This window comes from Pseudomonas sp. BF-B-15, from assembly GCF_019946675.1.
Classification (GTDB): domain Bacteria; phylum Pseudomonadota; class Gammaproteobacteria; order Pseudomonadales; family Pseudomonadaceae; genus Aquipseudomonas; species Aquipseudomonas migulae.
In genome coordinates this window covers 37,187-57,959 of the sequence record NZ_JAGYFZ010000018.1, presented here as the reverse complement: position 1 = coordinate 57,959, position 20,773 = coordinate 37,187, and the positions used below count along the sequence as shown (strand labels likewise).

Annotated in this window: 16 protein-coding genes; 7 read left to right on the top strand and 9 right to left on the bottom strand. The window is 59.8% G+C overall.

The window, feature by feature from the left end:
- Window positions 1-14 precede the first annotated feature (14 nt).
- Both KGA97_RS08560 and yjiA read left to right on the top strand, forming a co-directional pair.
- Entirely contained in the window at window positions 15-212 is a 198-nt protein-coding gene (locus KGA97_RS08560) for a YbdD/YjiX family protein (RefSeq protein WP_007895266.1), read from the top strand.
- 162 nt (window positions 213-374) lie between these two features.
- The gene (gene yjiA / locus KGA97_RS08555; protein WP_008028882.1) at window positions 375-1,346 is read left to right on the top strand and encodes a GTPase; all 972 of its coding nucleotides are present in this window, start codon (window positions 375-377) and stop codon (window positions 1,344-1,346) included.
- 95 nt (window positions 1,347-1,441) lie between these two features.
- Here yjiA and KGA97_RS08550 read toward each other — a convergent pair whose 3' ends face one another.
- The 3 genes from KGA97_RS08550 to KGA97_RS08540 are packed head-to-tail and all read right to left on the bottom strand — an operon-like array spanning window position 1,442 to window position 4,227.
- Window positions 1,442-2,131 carry a GntR family transcriptional regulator gene (locus tag KGA97_RS08550; RefSeq protein WP_223480581.1) on the bottom strand — a complete coding sequence of 230 codons (690 nt, stop codon included), beginning with the start codon at window positions 2,129-2,131 and terminating at the stop codon, window positions 1,442-1,444.
- Between the two features lie 25 nt (window positions 2,132-2,156).
- Window positions 2,157-2,861 (bottom strand): FadR/GntR family transcriptional regulator, encoded by a 705-nt coding sequence (locus KGA97_RS08545; RefSeq protein WP_008040325.1) that lies wholly within the window; start codon window positions 2,859-2,861, stop codon window positions 2,157-2,159.
- 52 nt (window positions 2,862-2,913) lie between these two features.
- A complete protein-coding gene (locus tag KGA97_RS08540) occupies window positions 2,914-4,227 on the bottom strand; it encodes a C4-dicarboxylate transporter DctA (RefSeq protein ID WP_008040326.1) in 1,314 nt (437 codons plus the stop codon).
- Between KGA97_RS08540 and KGA97_RS08535 the strand changes: the two genes are divergently transcribed.
- A complete protein-coding gene (locus KGA97_RS08535; protein ID WP_223480580.1) occupies window positions 4,226-4,546 on the top strand; it encodes a hypothetical protein in 321 nt (106 codons plus the stop codon). The two genes, KGA97_RS08540 and KGA97_RS08535, sit on opposite strands and share 2 nt — an antisense overlap.
- A gap of 8 nt (window positions 4,547-4,554) precedes the next feature.
- On the opposite strand, the gene glyA is transcribed toward KGA97_RS08535, so the two are convergent.
- Window positions 4,555-5,808, bottom strand: a complete 1,254-nt coding sequence (glyA, locus tag KGA97_RS08530; RefSeq protein WP_008028869.1) for a serine hydroxymethyltransferase — start codon at window positions 5,806-5,808, stop codon at window positions 4,555-4,557.
- A 218-nt stretch (window positions 5,809-6,026) separates the two neighbouring features.
- Entirely contained in the window at window positions 6,027-9,875 is a 3,849-nt protein-coding gene (locus KGA97_RS08525) for a bifunctional diguanylate cyclase/phosphodiesterase (RefSeq protein ID WP_223480579.1), read from the bottom strand.
- Between the two features lie 283 nt (window positions 9,876-10,158).
- Between KGA97_RS08525 and ettA the strand changes: the two genes are divergently transcribed.
- Both ettA and gdhA read left to right on the top strand, forming a co-directional pair.
- On the top strand, window positions 10,159-11,823 hold the full coding sequence (ettA, locus tag KGA97_RS08520; protein ID WP_008028865.1) for an energy-dependent translational throttle protein EttA: 1,665 nt from the start codon (window positions 10,159-10,161) through the stop codon (window positions 11,821-11,823).
- A 348-nt stretch (window positions 11,824-12,171) separates the two neighbouring features.
- Window positions 12,172-13,509 carry an NADP-specific glutamate dehydrogenase gene (gene gdhA, locus KGA97_RS08515; protein ID WP_223480578.1) on the top strand — a complete coding sequence of 446 codons (1,338 nt, stop codon included), beginning with the start codon at window positions 12,172-12,174 and terminating at the stop codon, window positions 13,507-13,509.
- Here the strand turns inward: gdhA and KGA97_RS08510 are convergent.
- From KGA97_RS08510 to KGA97_RS08495, 4 genes are all read right to left on the bottom strand, one after another.
- Window positions 13,506-14,000 (bottom strand): GreA/GreB family elongation factor, encoded by a 495-nt coding sequence (locus tag KGA97_RS08510; protein ID WP_008037922.1) that lies wholly within the window; start codon window positions 13,998-14,000, stop codon window positions 13,506-13,508. The genes gdhA and KGA97_RS08510 overlap by 4 nt on opposite strands.
- A 70-nt stretch (window positions 14,001-14,070) precedes the next feature.
- Complete coding sequence (locus KGA97_RS08505) at window positions 14,071-14,427, bottom strand: hypothetical protein (RefSeq protein ID WP_008037920.1); 357 nt, start codon at window positions 14,425-14,427, stop codon at window positions 14,071-14,073.
- Between the two features lie 277 nt (window positions 14,428-14,704).
- Complete coding sequence (locus KGA97_RS08500; RefSeq protein ID WP_223480577.1) at window positions 14,705-16,558, bottom strand: DUF4105 domain-containing protein; 1,854 nt, start codon at window positions 16,556-16,558, stop codon at window positions 14,705-14,707.
- A gap of 228 nt (window positions 16,559-16,786) precedes the next feature.
- Entirely contained in the window at window positions 16,787-17,275 is a 489-nt protein-coding gene (locus KGA97_RS08495) for a DUF3015 domain-containing protein (RefSeq protein WP_008028855.1), read from the bottom strand.
- 417 nt (window positions 17,276-17,692) lie between these two features.
- On the opposite strand from KGA97_RS08495, the gene KGA97_RS08490 reads away from it, so the two are divergent.
- Window positions 17,693-20,131, top strand: coding sequence for a Lon protease family protein (locus tag KGA97_RS08490; RefSeq protein ID WP_008028854.1), 2,439 nt, complete (start codon window positions 17,693-17,695; stop codon window positions 20,129-20,131).
- Between the two features lie 296 nt (window positions 20,132-20,427).
- Entirely contained in the window at window positions 20,428-20,769 is a 342-nt protein-coding gene (locus tag KGA97_RS08485) for a hypothetical protein (protein WP_008028851.1), read from the top strand.
- Window positions 20,770-20,773: the final 4 nt, after the last annotated feature.

The following is a 20,773-nucleotide window of genomic DNA, read 5'->3' as shown; positions in this document are numbered from 1 at the left end:
TCGAGGATTGCAGCATGTTCAATGACCTGAGTCGCCTCGGTAAATACCTCGGTCAGGCCGCGCGCCTGATGGTCGGCATGCCCGACTACGACAACTACGTCGAGCATATGCAGACCAAACACCCGGACAAACCGGTGATGAGCTACGAAATGTTCTTTCGGGAACGTCAGGAAGCCCGTTACGGTGGCAAGGGTGGGCCGAAGTGCTGTTGACCCGGTTGTCGGGTTAACAGCAATCCCTGTGGGAGCTAGCCTGCTGGCGATGGCGGCTGAACATTCAACATCACTGTTGATTGACAGTCCGCCATCGCTAGCAGGCTAGCTCCCACATTTGTTTTATGTTGTTTTCTAATTTTGTAAAGCAGGAGACTCCAGTTGTCCTCTCCCATCCCCGTTACGATCCTCAGCGGCTTCCTCGGCGCCGGCAAGACCACGCTGTTGCGCCACCTGCTCAAAGCCGAGCACGGCCTGAAAATCGCCGTGATCGAAAACGAATTCAGTGACGCCGGCATCGACACCCAACTGTTGGGCGACGAGCCGGTGCAGGTGATGACGCTGTCCAACGGCTGCGTCTGCTGCACCATCCACACCGACCTGACCAAGGCGCTCTACCTGTTGCTCGAACGCCTGGACAGTGGCGAAATCGCCTTCGACCGCCTGGTGATCGAGTGCACCGGCCTGGCGGATCCGGCACCGGTGGCACAAACCTTCTTCATCGACGAAGAACTGCGTGAGCGTTACATCCTCGACGGCATCATCACGTTGGTCGATGCAGCGCACGCCGACGTACACCTGACCCAAACCATCGCCCAGGCGCAGATTGGTTTTGCCGACCGCTTGCTGGTGAGCAAACGCGATCTGGTGGACGAGCCGACCTTCACCGCGTTGAGCGAGCGCCTGACCCGTATCAACCGTCGCGCGCCGATTCGCGTGGTCGACCACGGCCAGATCGATCTGGCCGAACTGCTCGATGTGCGCGGCTTCAACCTCAATGCCGACCTGGGGGGCGGCGTGAGTTTGCGCCCGGTCAGCAAAGCGCCTTCCATCGACCGCATTTCCAGCCTGGTGCTGCGCACCGACAAGCCGCTGGATATCGACAAGCTCAGCGAGTTCATGAACGAACTGCTGGAAGAACATGGCAAGCAGCTGCTGCGCTACAAAGGCGTGCTGAACATCCTTGGCGAGCCGCGGCGCATGGTGTTTCAGGGGGTGCTGAAGTTGTATGGCTTCGACTGGGACACGGAGTGGGCAGAGGGCGAGGCGCGGGAAAGTGTGATTGTGTTTATTGCCGATGAATTGCCGGAAGAGAAGATCCGCGAGGGGTTTGCGCGGGTGGCGGCGGATTGAATCGTTTCGTTCGTCAGTGATAACGCCTTCGCGGGCAAGCCTCGCTCCTACAGTCGGTGATATCCGTAGGAGCGAGGCTTGCCCGCGAAAGCGATCTAACCAGCAACACGATCCTGACTAAGCCCAAGTCCTGAGTTCAGCAATATTTCCTCAAGATCATCCAGGTGCCCGCTCAGCAGCGAGACTGCCTTCACCGCATCCCCACGCGCCACCGCATCCAGAATTGCGGAATGCACCCGCCAATCGCAATAACCCTCCGCCGATACATCAAACTGCGCAATCGCCAGTGAAGTCAGTGGCACCAGGCTGCCCAGAAAATGCGCCAACGGTGCATTCCCCGCCATTTCGGCCAGCTGCAGATGAAACGCCCCCGCCAACCTGATCGCCGAGCCATGCGCGGCACATTGGCGCTCGCGATCAATCAACCCACGCAGACACTTCAAGTCTTGCGCACGGGGCTGCTGGCACGCCAGCCGCACCACCGTGGTTTCGGTCAGCCGCCGCGCATGCAGCGTCTGCCGGACTTGCTCATGATCGAGCGCCGCGACTCGGGGGCGATGGTGAGTGCGCAACACGATGATCTGCTGATGGGACAGCTGCGTCAGCACCCCACGCATGTCACTGCGGCGAACGCCGAACATCTGCGCCAGGCTTTCTTCGGTAAAGCGACTGGCCGCATCGATGCGCTGTTCAAGAATGGCGTCGAAGACTCGCGAGTAGAGATCATCCGTCGGCGCGGGAAAGGGCAGGGCAACAAGAGTTTGCGCTGAAGCGAAGCTGTTCATGGCCTGTCTCCGGTTCCAAGAGGGTTCAACTGCCGAGGTTGTCGTCCGGGATATTCAATTCGATGCCCATCCGCTGGCCTTCGCGAAGAATGTGCCGACGCATTTCGGCACTCGCCAGGGCGCTGTTTTTGCTGCGGATCGCGCGTACTACGGCTTCGTTTTCTTCGAGGCGTTCGGCCAGATGCTCAGGTGAGTTGCGCAGCACCTCGGCGCTTTGCTTGAGGGCGTTGCTGGTCTGCTGTACCACGCTCTGGAAAATCGGGTTCGAGGTCAGCGTGAACAGCTCTTCGTGGAACGCGATGTAGGCGTTGACCCCGGCTTCGCTGTCGTTCGCCTCCAGGGCTTCGCGCATGTCCATCAGGGTCAGGCGCAATTGCCCGACTTCCTTGCTGCTGATCGACTGCGCCACCAGACCGACGATAAACGGCTCAAGGGTGTAGCGCAGTTGCAGCACGTCTTCCAGGCTCGCACCGGCCACTGCACTGTCGTGGCTTTGGCTGTCTGTCAGTTGGGCATCGAGCACCACCACGCCTTTGCCCGGCATCGAGCGCACCAGGCCGAGGGTTTCCAGGACGATGACCGCCTCGCGCAGGCTCGGACGGCTGATGCCCAGTTGCTCGGCCAGTTCACGTTGCCCCGGCAGCATCTCGCCGGAGCGCCATTGCCCACGGGCCAGCGCGGCACGAAGTTTTTCCACTACTGAATTTACGACGGTTGACGAGGTAATCACTGTTCGCTCCAAGTCGCGATAATGTGCCCGCCCATAGGCAGGCACACGTTGTTTAAAATTCCTGCTGGTGCGCGGGCGCGACCGGTTTTCGAGGCTGGAAGGTATAACCCACCTGACCGGAAAGCACCTTGTTTGCGCGTTGGATATCGATGTCTTTTTCCCATCGGGCGATGGCCACGGTGGCGACGCAGTTGCCAATCAGGTTGGTCAGCGCGCGGCCGATGCCCATGAACCAGTCCACCGCCAATACCAGCACCAGACCGACCACCGGAATCGCCGGGATGGCCGTCAGTGTCGCTGCCAGAATCACCAGCGCCGAGCCGGGAATCCCGTGAGCCCCTTTGGAGGTGATCAGCGACACCAGCAAAATGGTCAGCAAATCAGTCATGGCCAACGGCGTACCGGTGGCATTGGCGATGAACACAATGGCCAATGTCAGGTAGATCGAAAAACCGTCGAGGTTGAATGAGTAACCGGTGGGAATCACCAACCCGACCGTTGAACTGCCGATGCCCAGATGTTCGAGCTTGCGCATGATTTGCGGCAGCACGGCGTCGGACGACGCGGTGCCCATGACGATCATCAGTTCTTCGCGCAGGTATTTGAGCAGTGGCCACATGCGCAGGCCGGACAGGCGCATCACCAGGCCGAGAATCAGCGCCACGAACGCGACACACGTCAGGTAGAAAAGACCGACCAGGCTGCCCAGGTGTTGCAGGGAGTCCAGGCCATATTTGCTGGTGGTGAAGGCAATTGCGCCGAACACGCCGATCGGCGCCAGGCGCACGATCATGCCCATGATGCGGAAAATCACGTGGCTCAGCTCATTGATCAGCCGGGAAATGCCCGACGCGGCTTCGCCCACCAGGTTCAGTGCGCTGCCGAACAGCACTGAAAACAGCAGGACCTGCAGGATGTTGTTGTCGGCAAAGGCGCCGATCACCGAGGTCGGAATCAGGTCCATCAGGAACTGCGTAGTGGTGTGCATGTGCTGGCCGCGCTGGGCGATGTCGCCCATGTCGGCGGCAGACAGCTGCTCCAGATGAATGTTCGCGCCGCTGCCGATGCCGGTGCTGAAGGCGAACACCAGGCCAATCACCAGGGCGATGGTAGTCAGCACTTCGAAGTAGATCACCGATTTCAGGCCGATGCGCCCGACCTTCTTCAGGTCGCCGGCGCCGCTGATACCGCTGACCACCACGCAGAACACGATCAAGCCGATGAGCATCTTGATCAGTTTGATGAAGCCGTCGCCGAGGGGTTTGAGCTGGGCGGAGTATTCGGGAAGGGTCAGCCCGCAGACGATGCCGAGCACCAGTCCGAGAACCACTTGAAGGAAGATTGAACGCGAGCACCATCTGAGCATGGGAGGAATCCTGGTCGGTGTCCTGGCTGCCGTGCGCTGCGCGCATCAGATTCAGGACTTAATTATTGTGGTCTTACCGGTATGTCCAGTGCAGGCGCAGTCTACGCCGGATTTTTTTACGATTACAAGTGAAAACCTGGAAATTGGCATGACCGGTCTGACCAGCGAAGCTGGTTGTGTAGGAGCCGGCTTGCTGGCGATGGCGCCAGAAAGATCCCTGCAAGGCTCAAGAACAAGCGCTCCAGCCAGCCACCTCCTACAAAACGCAGGCGAAAAAAAACCGGCCATCACTGGCCGGTTTTTTCTAACTACGGTTTAACGGGCTGATTAAGCGCCGTACACCGGCAGCTTCTTGCAGATAGCCTTGACCTTCTCACGAACGGCGTCGATCACCGCTTCGTTGTTCAGGTCAGCCAGGATGTCGCAGATCCAGCCGGCCAGCTCTTTGCACTCTGCTTCCTTGAAGCCGCGAGTGGTCACTGCCGGAGTGCCGAAGCGCAGGCCGGAGGTGACGAACGGGGAGCGTGGATCGTTTGGCACGGAGTTCTTGTTCACGGTGATGAATGCTTTGCCCAGAGCGGCGTCAGCGTCTTTACCGGAGATTTCCTGCTTGATCAGCGACAGCAGGAACAGGTGGTTTTCAGTACCGCCGGAAACCACATCGAAACCGCGCTCGATGAAGACGCTGGCCATGGCCTGGGCGTTTTTCACCACTTGTTGCTGGTAAGCCTTGAACTCAGGCTGCAGCGCTTCCTTGAAGCAGATCGCTTTAGCAGCGATCACGTGCTCCAGCGGGCCACCCTGGGCGCCCGGGAATACTGCGGAGTTCAGCTTCTTCTCGATGTCGGCGTTGGCGCGAGCCAGGATCAGGCCGCCACGTGGACCGCGCAGGGTCTTGTGCGTGGTGGTGGTCACGACGTCAGCGAATGGCACCGGGTTCGGGTAGACGCCAGCGGCGACCAGACCGGCCACGTGGGCCATGTCGACGAACAGGTAGGCGCCAACCTTGTCAGCGATTGCGCGGAAGCGCGGGAAGTCGAGGATCTGCGAGTAGGCAGAGAAACCGGCCACGATCATTTTCGGCTTGTGCTCAACGGCCAGGCGCTCGACTTCGTCGTAGTCGATCAGGCCATTGGCGTCGATACCGTACTGAACGGCGTTGTACAGCTTGCCGGAGGACGAAACGCTGGCACCGTGGGTCAGGTGACCACCGTGAGCCAGGCTCATGCCCAGGATGGTGTCGCCAGCTTGCAGCAGGGCCAGGTAAACGGCGCTGTTGGCTTGCGAACCGGCGTGCGGCTGAACGTTGGCGTAATCGGCGCCGAACAGTTCTTTGGCACGGTCGATGGCCAGTTGCTCAACGACGTCAACGAACTCGCAACCACCGTAGTAGCGCTTGCCCGGGTAGCCTTCGGCGTACTTGTTGGTCAGTACCGAGCCTTGAGCTTCCATCACCGCAGGGCTGGTGTAGTTTTCCGAAGCGATCAGCTCGATGTGTTCTTCCTGGCGCTGAGCTTCTTGCTCCATGGCGGCAAAAAGATCGGCGTCGTACTTGGCAATAGTCAAATCACGGCTGAACATGGCGGTCCTCAAGGATCGGGGCAGAAAAGGGGGGCATTCTAACCCAATGGGATTTAGATGGCATATGAAAGGGCATCATGTCGCAGACAAGTGGTGTTCATGCAGGAATCGGCGGCGATCGTGCCGGCCTCTTCGCGGGCAAGCCTCGCTCCTACAGTCGGTGATATCCGTAGGAGCGAGGCTTGCCCGCGAAGGGGTCATCTGCAGCACTACAAATTTCAATCGAACATGAACAACGCATCATTACTGAACTGCGCTTCAAACCGTCCCGCCGGCATCGGCCGCCCGAACAGGTAACCCTGAACCTCATCACAGCCATGTTCACGCAGGAAGTCCAGCTGCTCATGGGTTTCCACACCCTCGGCGATCACCGCCAGGTTGAGGCTGTGGGCCATGGCGATGATCGCCCGGGCGATCTGCGCATCTTGTTCACCCGACGGCAAGCCATCGACAAAGGTTCGGTCGATCTTCAGCACGTCGATCGGGAACTGCTTGAGGTAGTTGAGCGACGAATAACCGGTGCCGAAGTCGTCGACCGCGATGCTCAGCCCGAGGTTTTTCAGCCCGGCCAGAATCTGCATCGCCTCGCTGACTTCGCGCATCAGGATACTTTCGGTCAGCTCCAGCTCCAGGCACGCCGGTGGCAGGCCTGTTTCCTTGAGGATGGTGGCGATTCGCGTGCCGAGCTGGCCGTCGGAGAACTGCCGGGCAGAGATGTTGACCGATACCTTCGGTACCCGCACCTTGGCCTGATGCCAGGTCTTGAGCTGACGGCAGGCCTCGCTGATCACCCAGTCGCCGACGTCCACCACCAGGCCCAGTTCTTCGAGCACCGGAATGAAATCCCCCGGCGGCACCAGGCCACGGCGGGGATGACGCCAGCGCAGCAAGGCTTCGGCACCGGTCAGGCGTTTGCCGTCGCCGCTGAATTGCGGCTGGTAGTACAGAACGAATTCGTTCTGTTCCAGGGCGTGACGCAAGTCGCTTTCCAGCTCCAGGCGCTCGAGGGCACTGGCGTTCATGTCCGCCTGATAGAACTGGAAGTTGTTCTTGCCGCGTTCCTTGGCGTGGTACATCGCGGTGTCGGCGTTCTTCATCAGCTGACTGAGTTCGTTGCCGTCCTGCGGACTCAGGGCGATGCCGATACTGGCGGTGACGAAGAATTCGCGGCCTTCAAGCACGAACGGTTTCACCAGGCTGGCGAGAATCTGTTCGGCCACGTGAATCGCTCGATTGAGGGCGATTTCACGGTTGGCCCGCGGTTGCAGGAGCAAGGTGAATTCGTCGCCGCCCATACGCGCCACGGTGTCGTCGTCATCGACGCAACCGAGCAGGCGCGTGGCCATTTCCTTGAGCATGCGATCGCCGGCGGCGTGGCCCAGGGAGTCGTTGATCGGCTTGAAACGGTCGAGGTCGAGGAACATCAGCACCACCCAGGACTTCTGCCGTTCCGCCGATTGCAGCGCAGTGTGCAGGCGGTCCTGGAACAGCGTGCGGTTGGGCAGGTGCGTCAGGGCGTCGTAATAGGCGAGGCGGTGAATCCGTTGTTCACTGGCCTTGCGCTCGCTGATGTCGCTGAAGAAACACACGTAACTGGCCAGATCGCCTTCATCGTCGAGCACCGCCGTGATGCCGACCCACGCCGGGTAATGCTCGCCGTTACGACGCCTGAGCCAGACTTCGCCTTCCCAGGTGCTGTGCTGATTCAATTGCTTGAGCACATAGCGCAGGTGCGCTTCCTGCTGCTCGTCGACGGTCAGCATGTTCGGCAACTGGTCGAGCACTTGCTCCACCGCATAGCCGCTCACGCGACTGAACGCTTCGTTGGCCTGCACGATATAGCCTGCCGGGTCGGTGATCAGGATCGCCGACGTCGAGTGTTCGAATACCGTGGCCGCCATGCGCAGGTCTTTCTCGGCGCGGCGTTGCTGGCTGATGTCGCGACCGACACCGAGCACGCCTTCGAAGGCACCGTGTTCGTCCCAGACCAGCACCAGCCGCAACTCGATCGGAATCTTGCGCCCATCGGCACGCAGGCAGTCGAACAGGAACAGTTGGGTCTGCACCTGGCTGCGCAACAGCGCCAGTTGGTCGGGTTTGCCCAGCGCTTTGCTGACGCGGTCCATCAGGTTGTAGATGCCGGTCAACTGTTGCGGGTTGGCGATGGTCGACTGCCAGCCGTTCTGGAAAATCCAGTCGGTGTCGTAGCCCAGCACGGCTTGCACCGACGGGCTGACGTAGTTGAGCGAGAGCTTGCTGTCGGTGGAGAAAATCACGTCGCTGATGCTTTCGGCGAGCATCCGGTAGCGCTGCTCGCTGTCGCGCAGGGACTCACTGGCCTCGATCTGCTCGGTGATGTCCTTGGCCACGCCGATGATCCGTGTGACCTGGTCGTGTTTGTCCCGCGCCAGCGCCTGTTCACGAATATCGAAACGCCGCCATTTGCCGTTGCGGTGACGGAAGCGCAGTTGGCATTGCAGCAATTGCGTATAGCCCGCGTGCCGCTGGGTCTGTCGCGCGCGGTGGTAGTGGTCGGCATCTTCGGGGTGCAGCAGGATTTCCCAGAAGTACTCGCCCATCTGGTGCAGCTCGGTGCGGTTGTAACCGAGTGTCTGGCCCAGGTGGTGGTTGCTGAAGATCATGCGCTGGCTGATCACGTCCTGGACGTACAAATGATCCGGCACGGTGCGCACCACGTCGGACCAGAACCCTTCACGCTCAAGCAGCGACAGTTCGATGAGCTTGCGACTGGTGATGTCGCTGATGCTCAGGATCACCGCTTTATAGTCGTCCTGGTTTTCCGGCAGGCGCATCACCAGCCACAGGTGCTGATCGCGGCCATTGGCGTCTTGCAGTTTTATTTCCAGCTCGAACTGTTTCTGCTGATTGAGTACCGCTTCGAGCACTTGATTGCCGATGGCGGTGCCATCCAGCGGATTGCCGTCGATCAGCAACTTCCAGGCTTGCTCGCAGGAATTGACGTTGAGCAGTTGCAGGGCGACCTGGTTGACCTCGGTGATGCGCAGCTCCTGCAACAGTTGCTGGCGCTGTTCCGGGGTTTCCAGCCAGGCTTGCAGGTGTTCGGTGCTGATCAACTGGTTTTTGTCGAAGACGTTCTTGAGACCCGACACATCGAGCACACACAGGGCGACGCCGGTGCCTTCGAAAATATCCTGATAGCGCCGGCGACCTTCACTCACCTGGCGCTGACGACGGCGTATGTTCAACAGGGCGATCAGCGGCAGCAGAGAGAGCGCCAGCCCCAACAGGCATTTACCGATAAACGCCGGCAGCAGTTCTTCGATCACACGTTGCCGGTCGAACAACCCGCGCAGTTGCCAGTCGCTGCCGGTCAGGGGGACCGTCAGCACGCTGTTGGCCACATCATTTGCGGTCAGCTCGCTCGGCTTGGCCAGGGGCTGTGAATCATCGCGGCTGATGACCTGGTGATTGACGCGGTTTTCCACCAGCCACATTGGGCGGATACCGGCCTCGCCTGGTTTGGTCAATGACGAGAAAAAGCTCGGCGTCAGGCGCAGGACCCAGTAGCCCCGAGAGCTGCCGCTGGCTTGATGCAGCAACAGGTGCACCAGCGAACCGTTATCGGCGTTGCTGAAATAATGTGCCTGGGTACGGCTGCGGCGTACCAGCTCGACGAGGTAGTCGGCGTCGTCGCTGTCGGCGGTGGTGTCGCTGATGACTTTCCCTGAGGGGCTCAACAACGCGAGGCTGCGCAGGTCGGGCAAGGACTTTTGCAGCTTGCGCAGCAGCTCCTGCTGTTCGTCGGCGCTTTGCGGCTGTTCGACGATCGGTAGCAGGTTGAGGGCGATCTGCGCATTGAGCGACATGTTCAGGCTGACTTGTGCAGCCAGATCGGCGGTGTAGTCGATGGTGTATTGGCGCTGGTTTTTCTGGGTTTCGCGCAGCTGATCCAGCAGTTGCCAGAACAGCAACGCGAGCAGCAAAAGCACGAGTGTCGCCAGCGCGCCCTTTAATGTTCCGCGCAGGGGGGAACCGGACACAGCAGTCGGTGCACGGGTGGTCAAGGGCGGAGTGACATTAGACAAACTGTAATCCTGCGATTTAGCTGGACTGGCGCGACGTGCACTATAAGCCGGACGCCCGGAGGGCGGCTAGCATGCCTTGAGTTGTGGCAAAGTGCCAGACCCTCCCGGCTGGACTGCCTTCTGTCAATAAGGTAGCTTTGCCGGTTACGCGGGAGCGTTCCAGCTCCTAGAATCAGGTTTTTTCAGCGCGCAGCATTGATACCTATCAGTCGTCGACGCGCACGGCCTGGCCGGGCATCGCCTGCGCTCCAATCATTCATCTGTCACTGACCCAAGGTTCTCCATGGCTCAATACGTCTTCACCATGCATCGGCTGGGTAAAGTTGTTCCGCCGAAGCGGGAAATCCTGAAAAACATTTCGCTGTCCTTCTTCCCCGGCGCCAAGATCGGCGTGCTCGGCCTCAACGGTTCGGGTAAATCCACGCTGCTGAAAATCATGGCCGGCGTCGACACCGAGTTCGAGGGCGAAGCCCGTCCGATGCCGGAGTTGAACATCGGCTACCTGCCACAGGAACCGATCCTGGACCCGACCAAGACCGTGCGTGAAGTGGTCGAGGAAGCGGTCAGCGTGATCAAGAACGCCCAGGCACGCCTGGACGAGGTCTACGCGGCTTACGCTGATGAAGATGCCGACTTCGACAAACTGGCCGCCGAACAGGCCAAGCTCGAAGCCATCCTGCAAGCCAGCGACGGTCACAACCTGGATCGCCAACTGGAAGTCGCCGCCGATGCGCTGCGCCTGCCGGCCTGGGATGCCAAGGTCGAATTCCTTTCCGGTGGTGAAAAGCGTCGTGTGGCCCTGTGCCGCCTGCTGCTGTCCGCACCGGACATGCTGCTGCTCGACGAACCGACCAACCACCTGGACGCCGATTCCGTCGCCTGGCTGGAACACTTCCTCCACGACTTCCCGGGCACTGTCGTTGCGATCACGCACGACCGTTACTTCCTGGACAACGTTGCTGGCTGGATCCTCGAGCTCGACCGCGGCGCCGGTATCCCGTACGAGGGCAACTATTCGGGTTGGCTTGAAGCCAAGTCCGATCGTCTCGCTGCCGAATCCAAGCAGCAGTCGGCCCACGAAAAAGCCATGAAGGAAGAACTGGAGTGGGTGCGCAAAGGCGCCAAGGCCCGCCAGTCCAAATCCAAGGCACGTCTGCAACGCTTCGAAGAAATGCAATCGCAGGAATTCCAGAAGCGTTCGGAAACCAACGAGATCTACATCCCGGCCGGTCCGCGCCTGGGTGACAAGGTCATCGAGTTCAAGAACGTTTCCAAGGGCTATGGCGATCGCGTGCTGATCGACAACCTGTCGTTCTCCATGCCTAAAGGCGCCATCGTTGGCGTGATCGGCGGTAACGGTGCCGGTAAGTCGACGCTGTTCCGCATGCTGATGGGCAAGGAACAACCGGATTCGGGCAGCATCGAAGTCGGCGAAACCGTGCAACTGGCCTGCGTCGATCAGAGCCGCGAAGACCTGGACGGCAGCAAGACTGTGTTCCAGCAAATCTCCGACGGTTCGGATCAGATCCGCATCGGCAACTACGAGATCCCGTCGCGTACCTACGTCGGTCGCTTCAACTTCAAGGGCGGCGATCAACAGAAGTTCGTCAAGGACCTGTCCGGTGGTGAGCGCGGTCGCTTGCACCTGGCCCTGACCCTGAAAGAGGGCGGCAACGTCCTGCTGCTCGACGAACCGTCCAACGACCTCGACGTTGAAACCCTGCGTTCCCTGGAAGAAGCCCTGCTGGACTTCCCGGGCGCCGCCATTGTGATCTCTCACGATCGGTGGTTCCTTGACCGCGTCGCGACGCACATCCTGGCGTACGAAGACGATTCGCAAGCGGTGTTCTTCGAAGGTAACTACACCGAGTACGAAGCCGACCGCAAGAAACGCCTCGGCGAAGCGGCTTCCCAGCCGCATCGTGTACGGCACAAGAAACTGGCCTGATTTCGGGTTGGTTGCATGAAAAAACGGAGCCTTCGGGCTCCGTTTTTTTTTCGCATTTTTTCAGGTGTACCGAGGTGCATTCATCGCGAGCAAGCTTTGCTCCTACAGGGGGACGCGATCAACTGTAGGAGCAAAGCTTGCTCGCGAAAGCGGAATCACTACTGGTGCATGATCCAATTTGTGAATCCCTTTTTAGGTGCGAAATCAGCCTGAAAATGGAGGTTATTTATATCCTGCGCACCATTTAATTTCATAAACGCGACATTTTGCTCTATTACTGTGCGCACTCCGTTTGCTAAAGTCCGGCCCAATCTCTTCCAACGACAATAAATTTGCCGAGACTTTTCCATGATCGAATCCGTCGAAACCTTCCTTGCCCGACTGAAAAAACGCGACCCGGACCAACCTGAATTCCACCAGGCCGTCGAAGAGGTCCTGCGCAGTCTGTGGCCATTTCTCGAAGCCAATCCGCATTACCTGACCTCCGGCATTCTGGAGCGGATCTGCGAGCCGGAGCGGGCGATTGTGTTCCGCGTTTCCTGGGTCGACGATCACGGCAAGGTGCAGGTCAATCGCGGTTTCCGCATCCAGATGAACAGCGCGATCGGTCCGTACAAGGGCGGCTTGCGTTTCCATCCTTCGGTGAACCTCGGCGTACTGAAATTCCTCGCCTTCGAACAAACCTTCAAAAACTCCCTGACCTCGTTGCCCATGGGCGGTGGCAAGGGTGGCTCGGACTTCGACCCGAAAGGCAAAAGCGACGCGGAAGTCATGCGCTTCTGCCAGGCCTTCATGAGCGAGTTGTACCGCCACATCGGTGCAGACGTTGACGTGCCGGCTGGCGACATCGGCGTCGGTGCCCGCGAGATCGGTTTCCTGTTCGGCCAGTACAAGCGCCTGAGCAACCAGTTCACCAGCGTGCTGACCGGCAAGGGCCCGAGCTATGGCGGCAGCCTGATTCGTCCGGAAGCCACCGGTTTCGGCTGCGTGTACTTCGCCGAGGAAATGCTCAAACGCAGCGGTGAAGCCGTCGAAGGCAAGCGCGTAGCGATCTCGGGTTCCGGTAACGTTGCGCAGTACGCGGCGCGCAAGGTCATGGACCTGGGCGGCAAGGTGATTTCGCTCTCGGACTCCGAAGGCACGCTGTACTGCGAAGCGGGTTTGACCGAAGAACAGTGGCTGGCACTGTTGGAGCTGAAAAACGTCAAGCGTGGACGGATCAGCGAGCTGGCCACGCGTTTCGGCCTGGAGTTCCGTGCGGGTCAGTGCCCGTGGGATCTGGCGTGCGACATCGCGCTGCCCTGCGCCACTCAAAACGAACTGGATGCCGATGCCGCGCGCACGTTGCTGCGCAACGGCTGCATCTGCGTGGCGGAAGGCGCGAACATGCCGACCACCCTGGAAGCCGTGGACCTGTTTATCGAGGCCGGGATTCTGTTCGCGCCGGGCAAGGCGTCCAACGCCGGCGGTGTCGCGGTGAGCGGGCTGGAGATGTCGCAGAACGCCATGCGTCTGCTGTGGACCGGCGGGGAAGTGGACAGCAAGCTCCACGGGATCATGCAATCGATCCACCATGCGTGCGTGCATTACGGCGAAGAGAACGGCCGCATCAACTACGTCAAAGGCGCGAACATTGCCGGTTTCGTCAAAGTCGCCGACGCCATGCTCGCCCAGGGCGTGGTTTAAGCCGGTTCGATGCGGATGATTTCGATCGTCTGATCGCCCGCCGGGCGTTGCCACAGCACCTCGTCGCCGAGTTGCGCCCCAAGCAATGCCCGGCCCAGCGGTGAACCCCAGTTGATCAGGCCCGCAGACGCGTCGGCCTGGTCTTCACCGACCAATTGCACGGTTTGCTCGGTGCTGTGCTCGTCGGCGAAGGTCACGCGGCTGCCGATCTGCACCTTTTGCGTTGAACTGGCGGCGGTTACGACTTGAGCGCTTTGCAGGCGCTGATTGAAGTAGCGCAAATCCCGCTCAAGGTCCACCAGGCGTTGCTTGTCGGCCTGCTCGCCTTTGGCCGATTGTTCATTGTGCAATTGTTGCAACCCGGCAACTTTTGCCTGCAACTGGGCAAGGCCTGCGGGCGTGACGTAATTGGGCTGCGTGCTGACCTGCCGTTCGACGGGCTGATCAACTTGCGCGGCGGCGTTATCTTCATTGACGAAGGCGCGACTCATGGTTTCCTCCCGTTACAGGGTTTAGGCCATGGTCACAGGCTTTTAGTTTCGGCGGATGTCTGTCAGCGACTCATTGCGAGCGAAACGCACGGGCGGCGTCCTGATCTTTCTGCTGTTGCCAGGCTTTTTCACGTTCGTCCCAATGGTGGCTACGATAGTCCTCGCGGTCTTCGCTTTCGCGCATGGCCTGGCATTGGCGGAAGCCATCGCTCCAGCCTTCGGCGTATGGCTTGTCCTTGAGATACCGCGGCACGTTCTTGCGAAATTCACCGGTGATCGCCCCGGCAGCCTGTCGACCACTGCTGCAGCCGTCATCGAAACCATCGGCGAAGGCCGGAGGATAACCCTTGGCAATCAGGTCTTCGTGAGTCGTCTGGCAACCCGCGCACAACAGCAACACACCCATCACACCCACACAACGCCACATCTCGGACTCCCGGCCGTTCAACGGCCTATGGTTCAAGTCTAGAAGTGCATTCGTGAGACCTTCGTGAAAGACCTGTGATGAATCCGTTGAACAACACAGATCCCTTGTAGGAGCCGGCTTGCCGGCGATCGCATCGACACGGTCGCTCAGCTACACCGCAATGACGCCATCACCTGTAGGAGCCGGCTTGCTGGCGATGGCATCAACACGGTCGTTCAGTTACGCCGCGGTGATGCCATCGTCGGAACGCCGCCCGCAGCAAGCCGGCTCCTACAGGTCAGTAGTGATACCACTTCAGCTCAAGCATCACTTCATTCTCAGGTGTGGCCAGATGGCTGAATTCGCGCTGGGCGCTCAGACGCAGACCCAGGTTGCGCGACAATTCCCACTGCTGGTTCAGACTCAAACTACGGCGCACTTCGCCATTGGTGAAGAAATCCCCCTTGGCCTCCAGGCTGAAATTCCCCAGCGGATTCTTCCATAGCACACCGCTGTTGAAACCCGCCGCCGGGGCGATGAAACCGGCGAAGTCGTTATTGTGTTCGACGCGCACGGTGCCCAAGGCAAAACCGAGCATGTCATCGCCCAGTTGCCACGTGCCGCCACCACCGCCGTTGACATGGCTGACGAGGGTTTCATCGTCATGTTTGCCCGGCACCCGCTCCAGGCCGCCGGTGACCTGCCACGACAGCGGTTGCAGCAGCTCGTTGCGCGGGGTCAGGGAGCGAATGGTCGCCAGATCCAGTTGCTGCAACTGCCACTGATTGCCTTCGTACTGGCGCAGTTTCATCTGCAGGATTTCGATCTGCGCGCCGAGGGGAAAGCTTTCCGAGTTGTCGTTGAGATCGTGATACGCCATGCGCAGGCCATATTCGCCAAAGGCCTTGTCGCCCCGGGTGCCGAGGCCGGCCTGCCAGGTGCGCGATTCATGGCCATCTTCGGGCAAGCCCGGTTGCGGGATGTCCAGCTCCGGCGCCGGGTTCTGGTTGATCGCCCGCAGCAATTCAAAACTGCGCTGAGCCCGCTGCGGGTCGCGTTCCTGGCCGTTGGCGCGGTAGCGTTCGAGCCGGTAAGCCGCGTCGATGATCAGTGCCTGACGCTCGCGCGATTGCGCCTTGAACGCCGGCTCCTGCAACTGTTTCTGGTCGGCGCTGACTTTCAGTACCCACTGCTGCTCTTCAGGATTCAACGGTTCGGCGCGGCTCAGCAGTTCACGTTCGCGGGACGGCCGATACTGAATGGACTCCACCAGGCCGGCTTCTTTTACCGCTTTGACCGTGTCGGTGGGGATGGCGGTCAGCGGGAATTGTTCGGTCAGGCGCAGGCTTGGACGCGCCACTTGCAGCAGTTCCAGCAGGCGATAGGAGCAGTTTTCGTCGAAGAAGAAATAGTCGAACTGGATCTGCTTGAGTTCCCAGACGTGCTCGACCATGCGCTCGGTTTCCTGCTGCGTCAGGTTCAGCCGGTATTCCCACAGGTCACGATTTTCGAGGCTGCGGTATTCCGAGAGTTTTTCCTGATACGGCACCAGCGCAAACAGGCCCGGGTAGCCGCCCATCAAACCTTTCCAGGCGTAGAGAATGCTGTTGTCGGAACCTTCGATGTAGGCGCCGAAGTTGATGGCGTAGCTGAGCAATGACGTCTTGTCGCTCTGCACATCCGCCTGATCGATGCGCAGCAGCGTGTGGCCGAACATCGATGACGGACTGTTCAAGTAGGCTGCCGGGAAAATCATTACCGCGCTGTGGGGCGAGACATCCTTGAACCATTGCTTGAATTCGGCACAGTCCAGGGCCGGCAAATCAGTCAGGTTGAGTTGCGCCTTGAGCCAGCGGGTACGCGCCGGGTAGACACATTGCGCATGCTTTTCGCCGGCACTGGCCGGTGCGTACAGCGCCTGTACGGTGGCCGCCAGTTCGTGGTCGGGGTGTTCGTTGCCATCGGGCGCCAGAAAGAACTTCCTGTCGCTGACATAGCTGCGCCAGCCACCGAGCTTGGCGGTTTCGTAATGCCCCAGGGAAATCCAGAAGGGGTCGTTGGCCAGTTGCTGCAAACGTTGATTGTCGATGTGAGGCGCGGCGGACAGCGGGGCGCAGACACAGAGCGCCAGCCAGGCAAGGCGTTTGAACATAGTGGGCAACTTAAGTCGAAAAAAATAAAGACCCAGCGCGGTAGACACCGTCAATGTAGGAGCTGGCTTGCCAGCGATGGTCTCAAAGGCGCCGTGTTTATCCAGTAAGCACGCGTCATCGTTAACGATCATCGCTGGCAAGCCAGCTCCTACAGTTAAACAGGATTACCAAAGAGGGCAGGTCCAAAAAATAAAACCCGCTCCCCGAAAGGAGCGGGCGGGTCGAGCTTAAGCTTGAGTTGCGTACTTGGCCAGACGAGGATCGGCCTTCAAAACGGCCAGGGTGTTGGTATGCACATCTTCTGCAGTCACGTCAGCCTTGCTGAAGATCTGCTGGAAGTGCTCGTGAGTCACAGCCGCGAAATGCGCACGGTCTTCCGGCGCCACACCCAGTACCACGGCGTAGGTCGTCAGCGCTTCGCCGTTACCTTTAGCCATGTCTTCGGACAGCTCGTTCATCATGCCATTCATGGCAAACCAGGATTTGCCGCCATAAGTCAGCGACGCATTAGTCGCGCAACCGTTGGTACCAGAGGTCATACCGAACGTTGCGTTGCCGGAAGTGCCGTTGGTGGTGGATGCCAGGAAGTGAGCCGGGGTGCCACGCTGACCTTCGAACAGCATGTTGCCCCACCCGCAATCCGGGCCGCCTGGCGCCTGTGCCATAGCGTTGATGGATACAGCGGTGAAGAGAGTACCGAGAAGAATCCGTTTCATAGCTTTGTTCTCTTTATGTGCGTACCAATGGACAAGGGTTCTGGCCCGGCTCTGTACGAAAACTGCCTGCGCGACGATCAGGCTGCGTTGAAAATAGACTCGGAATGCTCATGTGGGTCCCCCACACTCCGCTTCCTCATCTGTTTTCGCCTTGCCTGATCGCCGCTCGGCGAGTTTTCGTACAGACCACTACGGCGCCAGTGGGCCGGTTATTGTTCCAGCCGCGCAGCTTGGAGTTTAGGCACGTTCCAAGGGTTCCGTTACTTTTTACGAAACATTCGTTGAAAACATTGATTTAGACCCGGCCCGCCTGGGGATGCCCGTTTGGCTATGCTTTGGCGAAAGGCGCGCCTTGCAAGTGGGGTATGGGCAGCGCCAGAATGCCGCTATCTGCCCCGCCTGATGTAAGGAAGCCCGATGCCTGATCCTGTTGCTGCCAGCTTGCGTCTAGCGCCCGAAGCGCTGACCCGTCCGTTTTCCGCTGAACAGTTCAGCTTCTCTACCACCAATGATCTGGAGCCCTTCCGCGGTGTGCTTGGCCAGGAACGTGCGGTCGAAGCCTTGCAGTTTGGTGTGGCCATGCCACGCCCCGGTTACAACGTATTCGTCATGGGCGAGCCTGGCACTGGCCGGTTTTCGTTCGTCAAACGCTACCTGAAGGCCGAAGGCAAGCGCCTGCAGACCCCAGCCGACTGGGTCTACGTCAACAATTTCGATGAGCCCCGCGAGCCGCGCGCCCTGGAATTGCCATCGGGCACGGCCGGCGCGTTCATCGGTGATATCAACGCTTTGATCGACAACCTGCTGGCGACCTTCCCGGCGGTATTCGAACATCCGTCTTATCAGCAGAAAAAAAGCGCCATCGACCGCGCCTTCAACCAGCGCTACGACAAGGCGCTGGACATCATCGAGCGCCTGGCGCTGGAAAAAGAAGTCGCGCTGTACCGTGACGCGAGCAACATCGCGTTTACCCCGATGAGCGAAGGCAAGGCGCTGGATGAAGCGGAATTCGCCCAGTTGCCGGAAGCCGATCGCGAACGTTTCCACGAAGACATCTCCGGCCTGGAAGAGCGTCTGAACGAAGAACTCGCCAGCCTGCCGCAGTGGAAGCGCGAGTCGAGCAATCAGCTGCGCCACCTCAACGAAGAAACCATCACCCTGGCCTTGCAGCCGTTGCTGTCGCCGTTGTCGGAAAAATACGCCGAGAACGCGGCGGTGTGCGGTTACCTGCAAGCCATGCAGGTTTACTTGCTGAAAACCGTGGTCGAGCAATTGGTCGACGACAGCAAGGTCGATGCGGTGGCGCGCAAGATGCTGGAAGAGCAATACGCGCCAAGCCTGGTGGTCGGTCACTCGGCCAGCGGCGGTGCACCGGTGGTGTTCGAGCCGCACCCGACCTACGAAAACCTGTTTGGCCGCATCGAATACAGCACCGATCAGGGCGCGCTCTACACCACGTATCGCCAGTTGCGACCGGGCGCGCTGCACCGCGCGAACGGCGGTTTCCTGATCCTTGAAGCCGATAAAATGCTCAGCGAGCCGTTCGTATGGGATGCGCTCAAGCGCGCCCTGCAATCGCGCAAACTGAAAATGGAATCACCGCTGGGTGAGCTGGGGCGTCTGGCCACCGTGACCCTGACACCGCAACACATTCCGTTGCAGGTCAAAGTCGTCATCATTGGTGCCCGGCAGTTGTATTACACGCTGCAAGACCTCGATCCGGACTTCCAGGAGATGTTCCGCGTTCTGGTGGACTTCGACGAAGACATCCCGATGGTCGACGAAAGCCTGGAGCAGTTCGCCCAGTTGCTCAAAACCCGTACCTCCGAAGAAGGCATGGCACCGCTGACCGCCGATGCGGTGGCGCGTCTGGCGACCTACAGCGCGCGTCTGGCCGAGCACCAGGGGCGTTTGTCGGCGCGGATCGGTGACTTGTTCCAACTGGTCAGCGAGGCGGATTTCATTCGTCACCTGGCCAGCGATGAAATGACCGACGCCGGCCACATCGAGCGTGCGCTCAAGGCCAAGGCCACCCGCACCGGGCGCGTTTCGGCGCGGATTCTCGATGACATGCTGGCCGGGATCATCCTGATCGACACCGATGGCGCGGCCGTGGGCAAGTGCAACGGGCTGACGGTACTGGAAGTCGGGGATTCGGCGTTTGGTGTCCCGGCGCGGATTTCCGCCACGGTGTACCCGGGTGGCAGCGGCATTGTCGACATCGAGCGTGAGGTCAACCTCGGCCAGCCGATTCACTCCAAAGGCGTGATGATCCTCACCGGGTATCTGGGCAGCCGTTACGCTCAGGAATTCCCGTTGGCAATTTCCGCGAGCATCGCCCTGGAGCAGTCCTACGGTTATGTCGATGGCGATAGTGCGTCGTTGGGCGAGGCGTGCACGTTGATTTCGGCGTTGTCGAAAACGCCGCTCAAGCAATGCTTTGCAATCACCGGCTCGATCAACCAGTTCGGCGAAGTGCAGGCGGTGGGCGGGGTCAACGAGAAGATCGAAGGCTTCTTCCGCCTCTGCGAAGCCCGCGGGCTGACCGGTGAGCAGGGGGCGATCATTCCTCACGCCAACGTGGCGACGCTGATGTTGGACGAGAAGGTGCTGGCGGCGGTGCGCGCAGGGCAATTCCACGTTTACGCAGTACGCCAGGCTGACGAAGCGCTGAGCCTGTTGGTCGGCGAGCCTGCCGGTGCGCCGGATGAAAATGGCGAATTCCCAGAAGGCAGCGTGAATGCGCGGGTGGTGGAGCGCTTGCGGGTGATCGCGGAAATGATCAGCGAAGAAGACCTGAAAGAAGCCGAGAAAGAAGCGGCACAGGAAGCGTTGGTCGAAGCCAAGCCGGCCTGACACAGAGGAGTCCCTGTAGGAGCGAGGCTTGCCCGCGAAGAACGATAACGCGGTTATTCCGGCAAACCGCGTCATGGCTTTCGCGGGCAAGTCGGATCGCCGCACCGCTCGCTCCTACAAGTGCCATCACTCTGACGTCAATATTCACACAATGACCATTCGGCGCCTTCTGGTCTCAGTTGGCGTGCGGGCCTGACTTTTCTTCTATTCTCAGCTCAAGGACATCGACAGTAATCACTGGATCGAGACAGTTCTCCCGTGGGAGCTGAATACCGGATCTACCGAGGGTCGCCGCCATGTCGCGCAACCTCTGCCTCACCCGTCAATGCCTGGGCCTTGTGACCCGTATCGAATGTGCCATCAAGCCATTGGCTGGTGATACGGGCATGTGGACTTTGCTTTTCGCCGCCGGAATGGCCGGCGAACAACCCTCAGCCATCAAAGCCCAAGGCCCGTTTCCTGGGCCCTTCGCGGCTGAATCGATCCTCGACACCATCGTTGAAAGCCTGACGTTGCATGGCTATGAACTGGCCGATGACCCGCAAATCTGGTGCCTGCACCTGCAAGCCCAGCTACGGGAAATCAATGGTGGGCGCTGCCGCAACATGGGCGGCTTCGAGTTCCGCCCCGATCACTGAGACG

Excerpts from the sequence above, each read along its gene's own strand:
- KGA97_RS08485 (WP_008028851.1), top strand. The coding sequence starts at position 20,428 with ATGTCGCGCAACCTCTGCCTCACCCGTCAATGCCTGGGCCTTGTGACC.
- glyA (WP_008028869.1), bottom strand. The coding sequence starts at position 5,808 with ATGTTCAGCCGTGATTTGACTATTGCCAAGTACGACGCCGATCTTTTT.
- KGA97_RS08500 (WP_223480577.1), bottom strand. The coding sequence starts at position 16,558 with ATGTTCAAACGCCTTGCCTGGCTGGCGCTCTGTGTCTGCGCCCCGCTG.
- KGA97_RS08560 (WP_007895266.1), top strand. The coding sequence starts at position 15 with ATGTTCAATGACCTGAGTCGCCTCGGTAAATACCTCGGTCAGGCCGCG.
- KGA97_RS08535 (WP_223480580.1), top strand. The coding sequence starts at position 4,226 with ATGGGAGGAATCCTGGTCGGTGTCCTGGCTGCCGTGCGCTGCGCGCAT.
- KGA97_RS08510 (WP_008037922.1), bottom strand. The coding sequence starts at position 14,000 with ATGAGTCGCGCCTTCGTCAATGAAGATAACGCCGCCGCGCAAGTTGAT.
- KGA97_RS08490 (WP_008028854.1), top strand. The coding sequence starts at position 17,693 with ATGCCTGATCCTGTTGCTGCCAGCTTGCGTCTAGCGCCCGAAGCGCTG.
- KGA97_RS08505 (WP_008037920.1), bottom strand. The coding sequence starts at position 14,427 with ATGTGGCGTTGTGTGGGTGTGATGGGTGTGTTGCTGTTGTGCGCGGGT.
- KGA97_RS08540 (WP_008040326.1), bottom strand. The coding sequence starts at position 4,227 with ATGCTCAGATGGTGCTCGCGTTCAATCTTCCTTCAAGTGGTTCTCGGA.
- KGA97_RS08495 (WP_008028855.1), bottom strand. The coding sequence starts at position 17,275 with ATGAAACGGATTCTTCTCGGTACTCTCTTCACCGCTGTATCCATCAAC.
- KGA97_RS08550 (WP_223480581.1), bottom strand. The coding sequence starts at position 2,131 with ATGAACAGCTTCGCTTCAGCGCAAACTCTTGTTGCCCTGCCCTTTCCC.
- gdhA (WP_223480578.1), top strand. The coding sequence starts at position 12,172 with ATGATCGAATCCGTCGAAACCTTCCTTGCCCGACTGAAAAAACGCGAC.
- ettA (WP_008028865.1), top strand. The coding sequence starts at position 10,159 with ATGGCTCAATACGTCTTCACCATGCATCGGCTGGGTAAAGTTGTTCCG.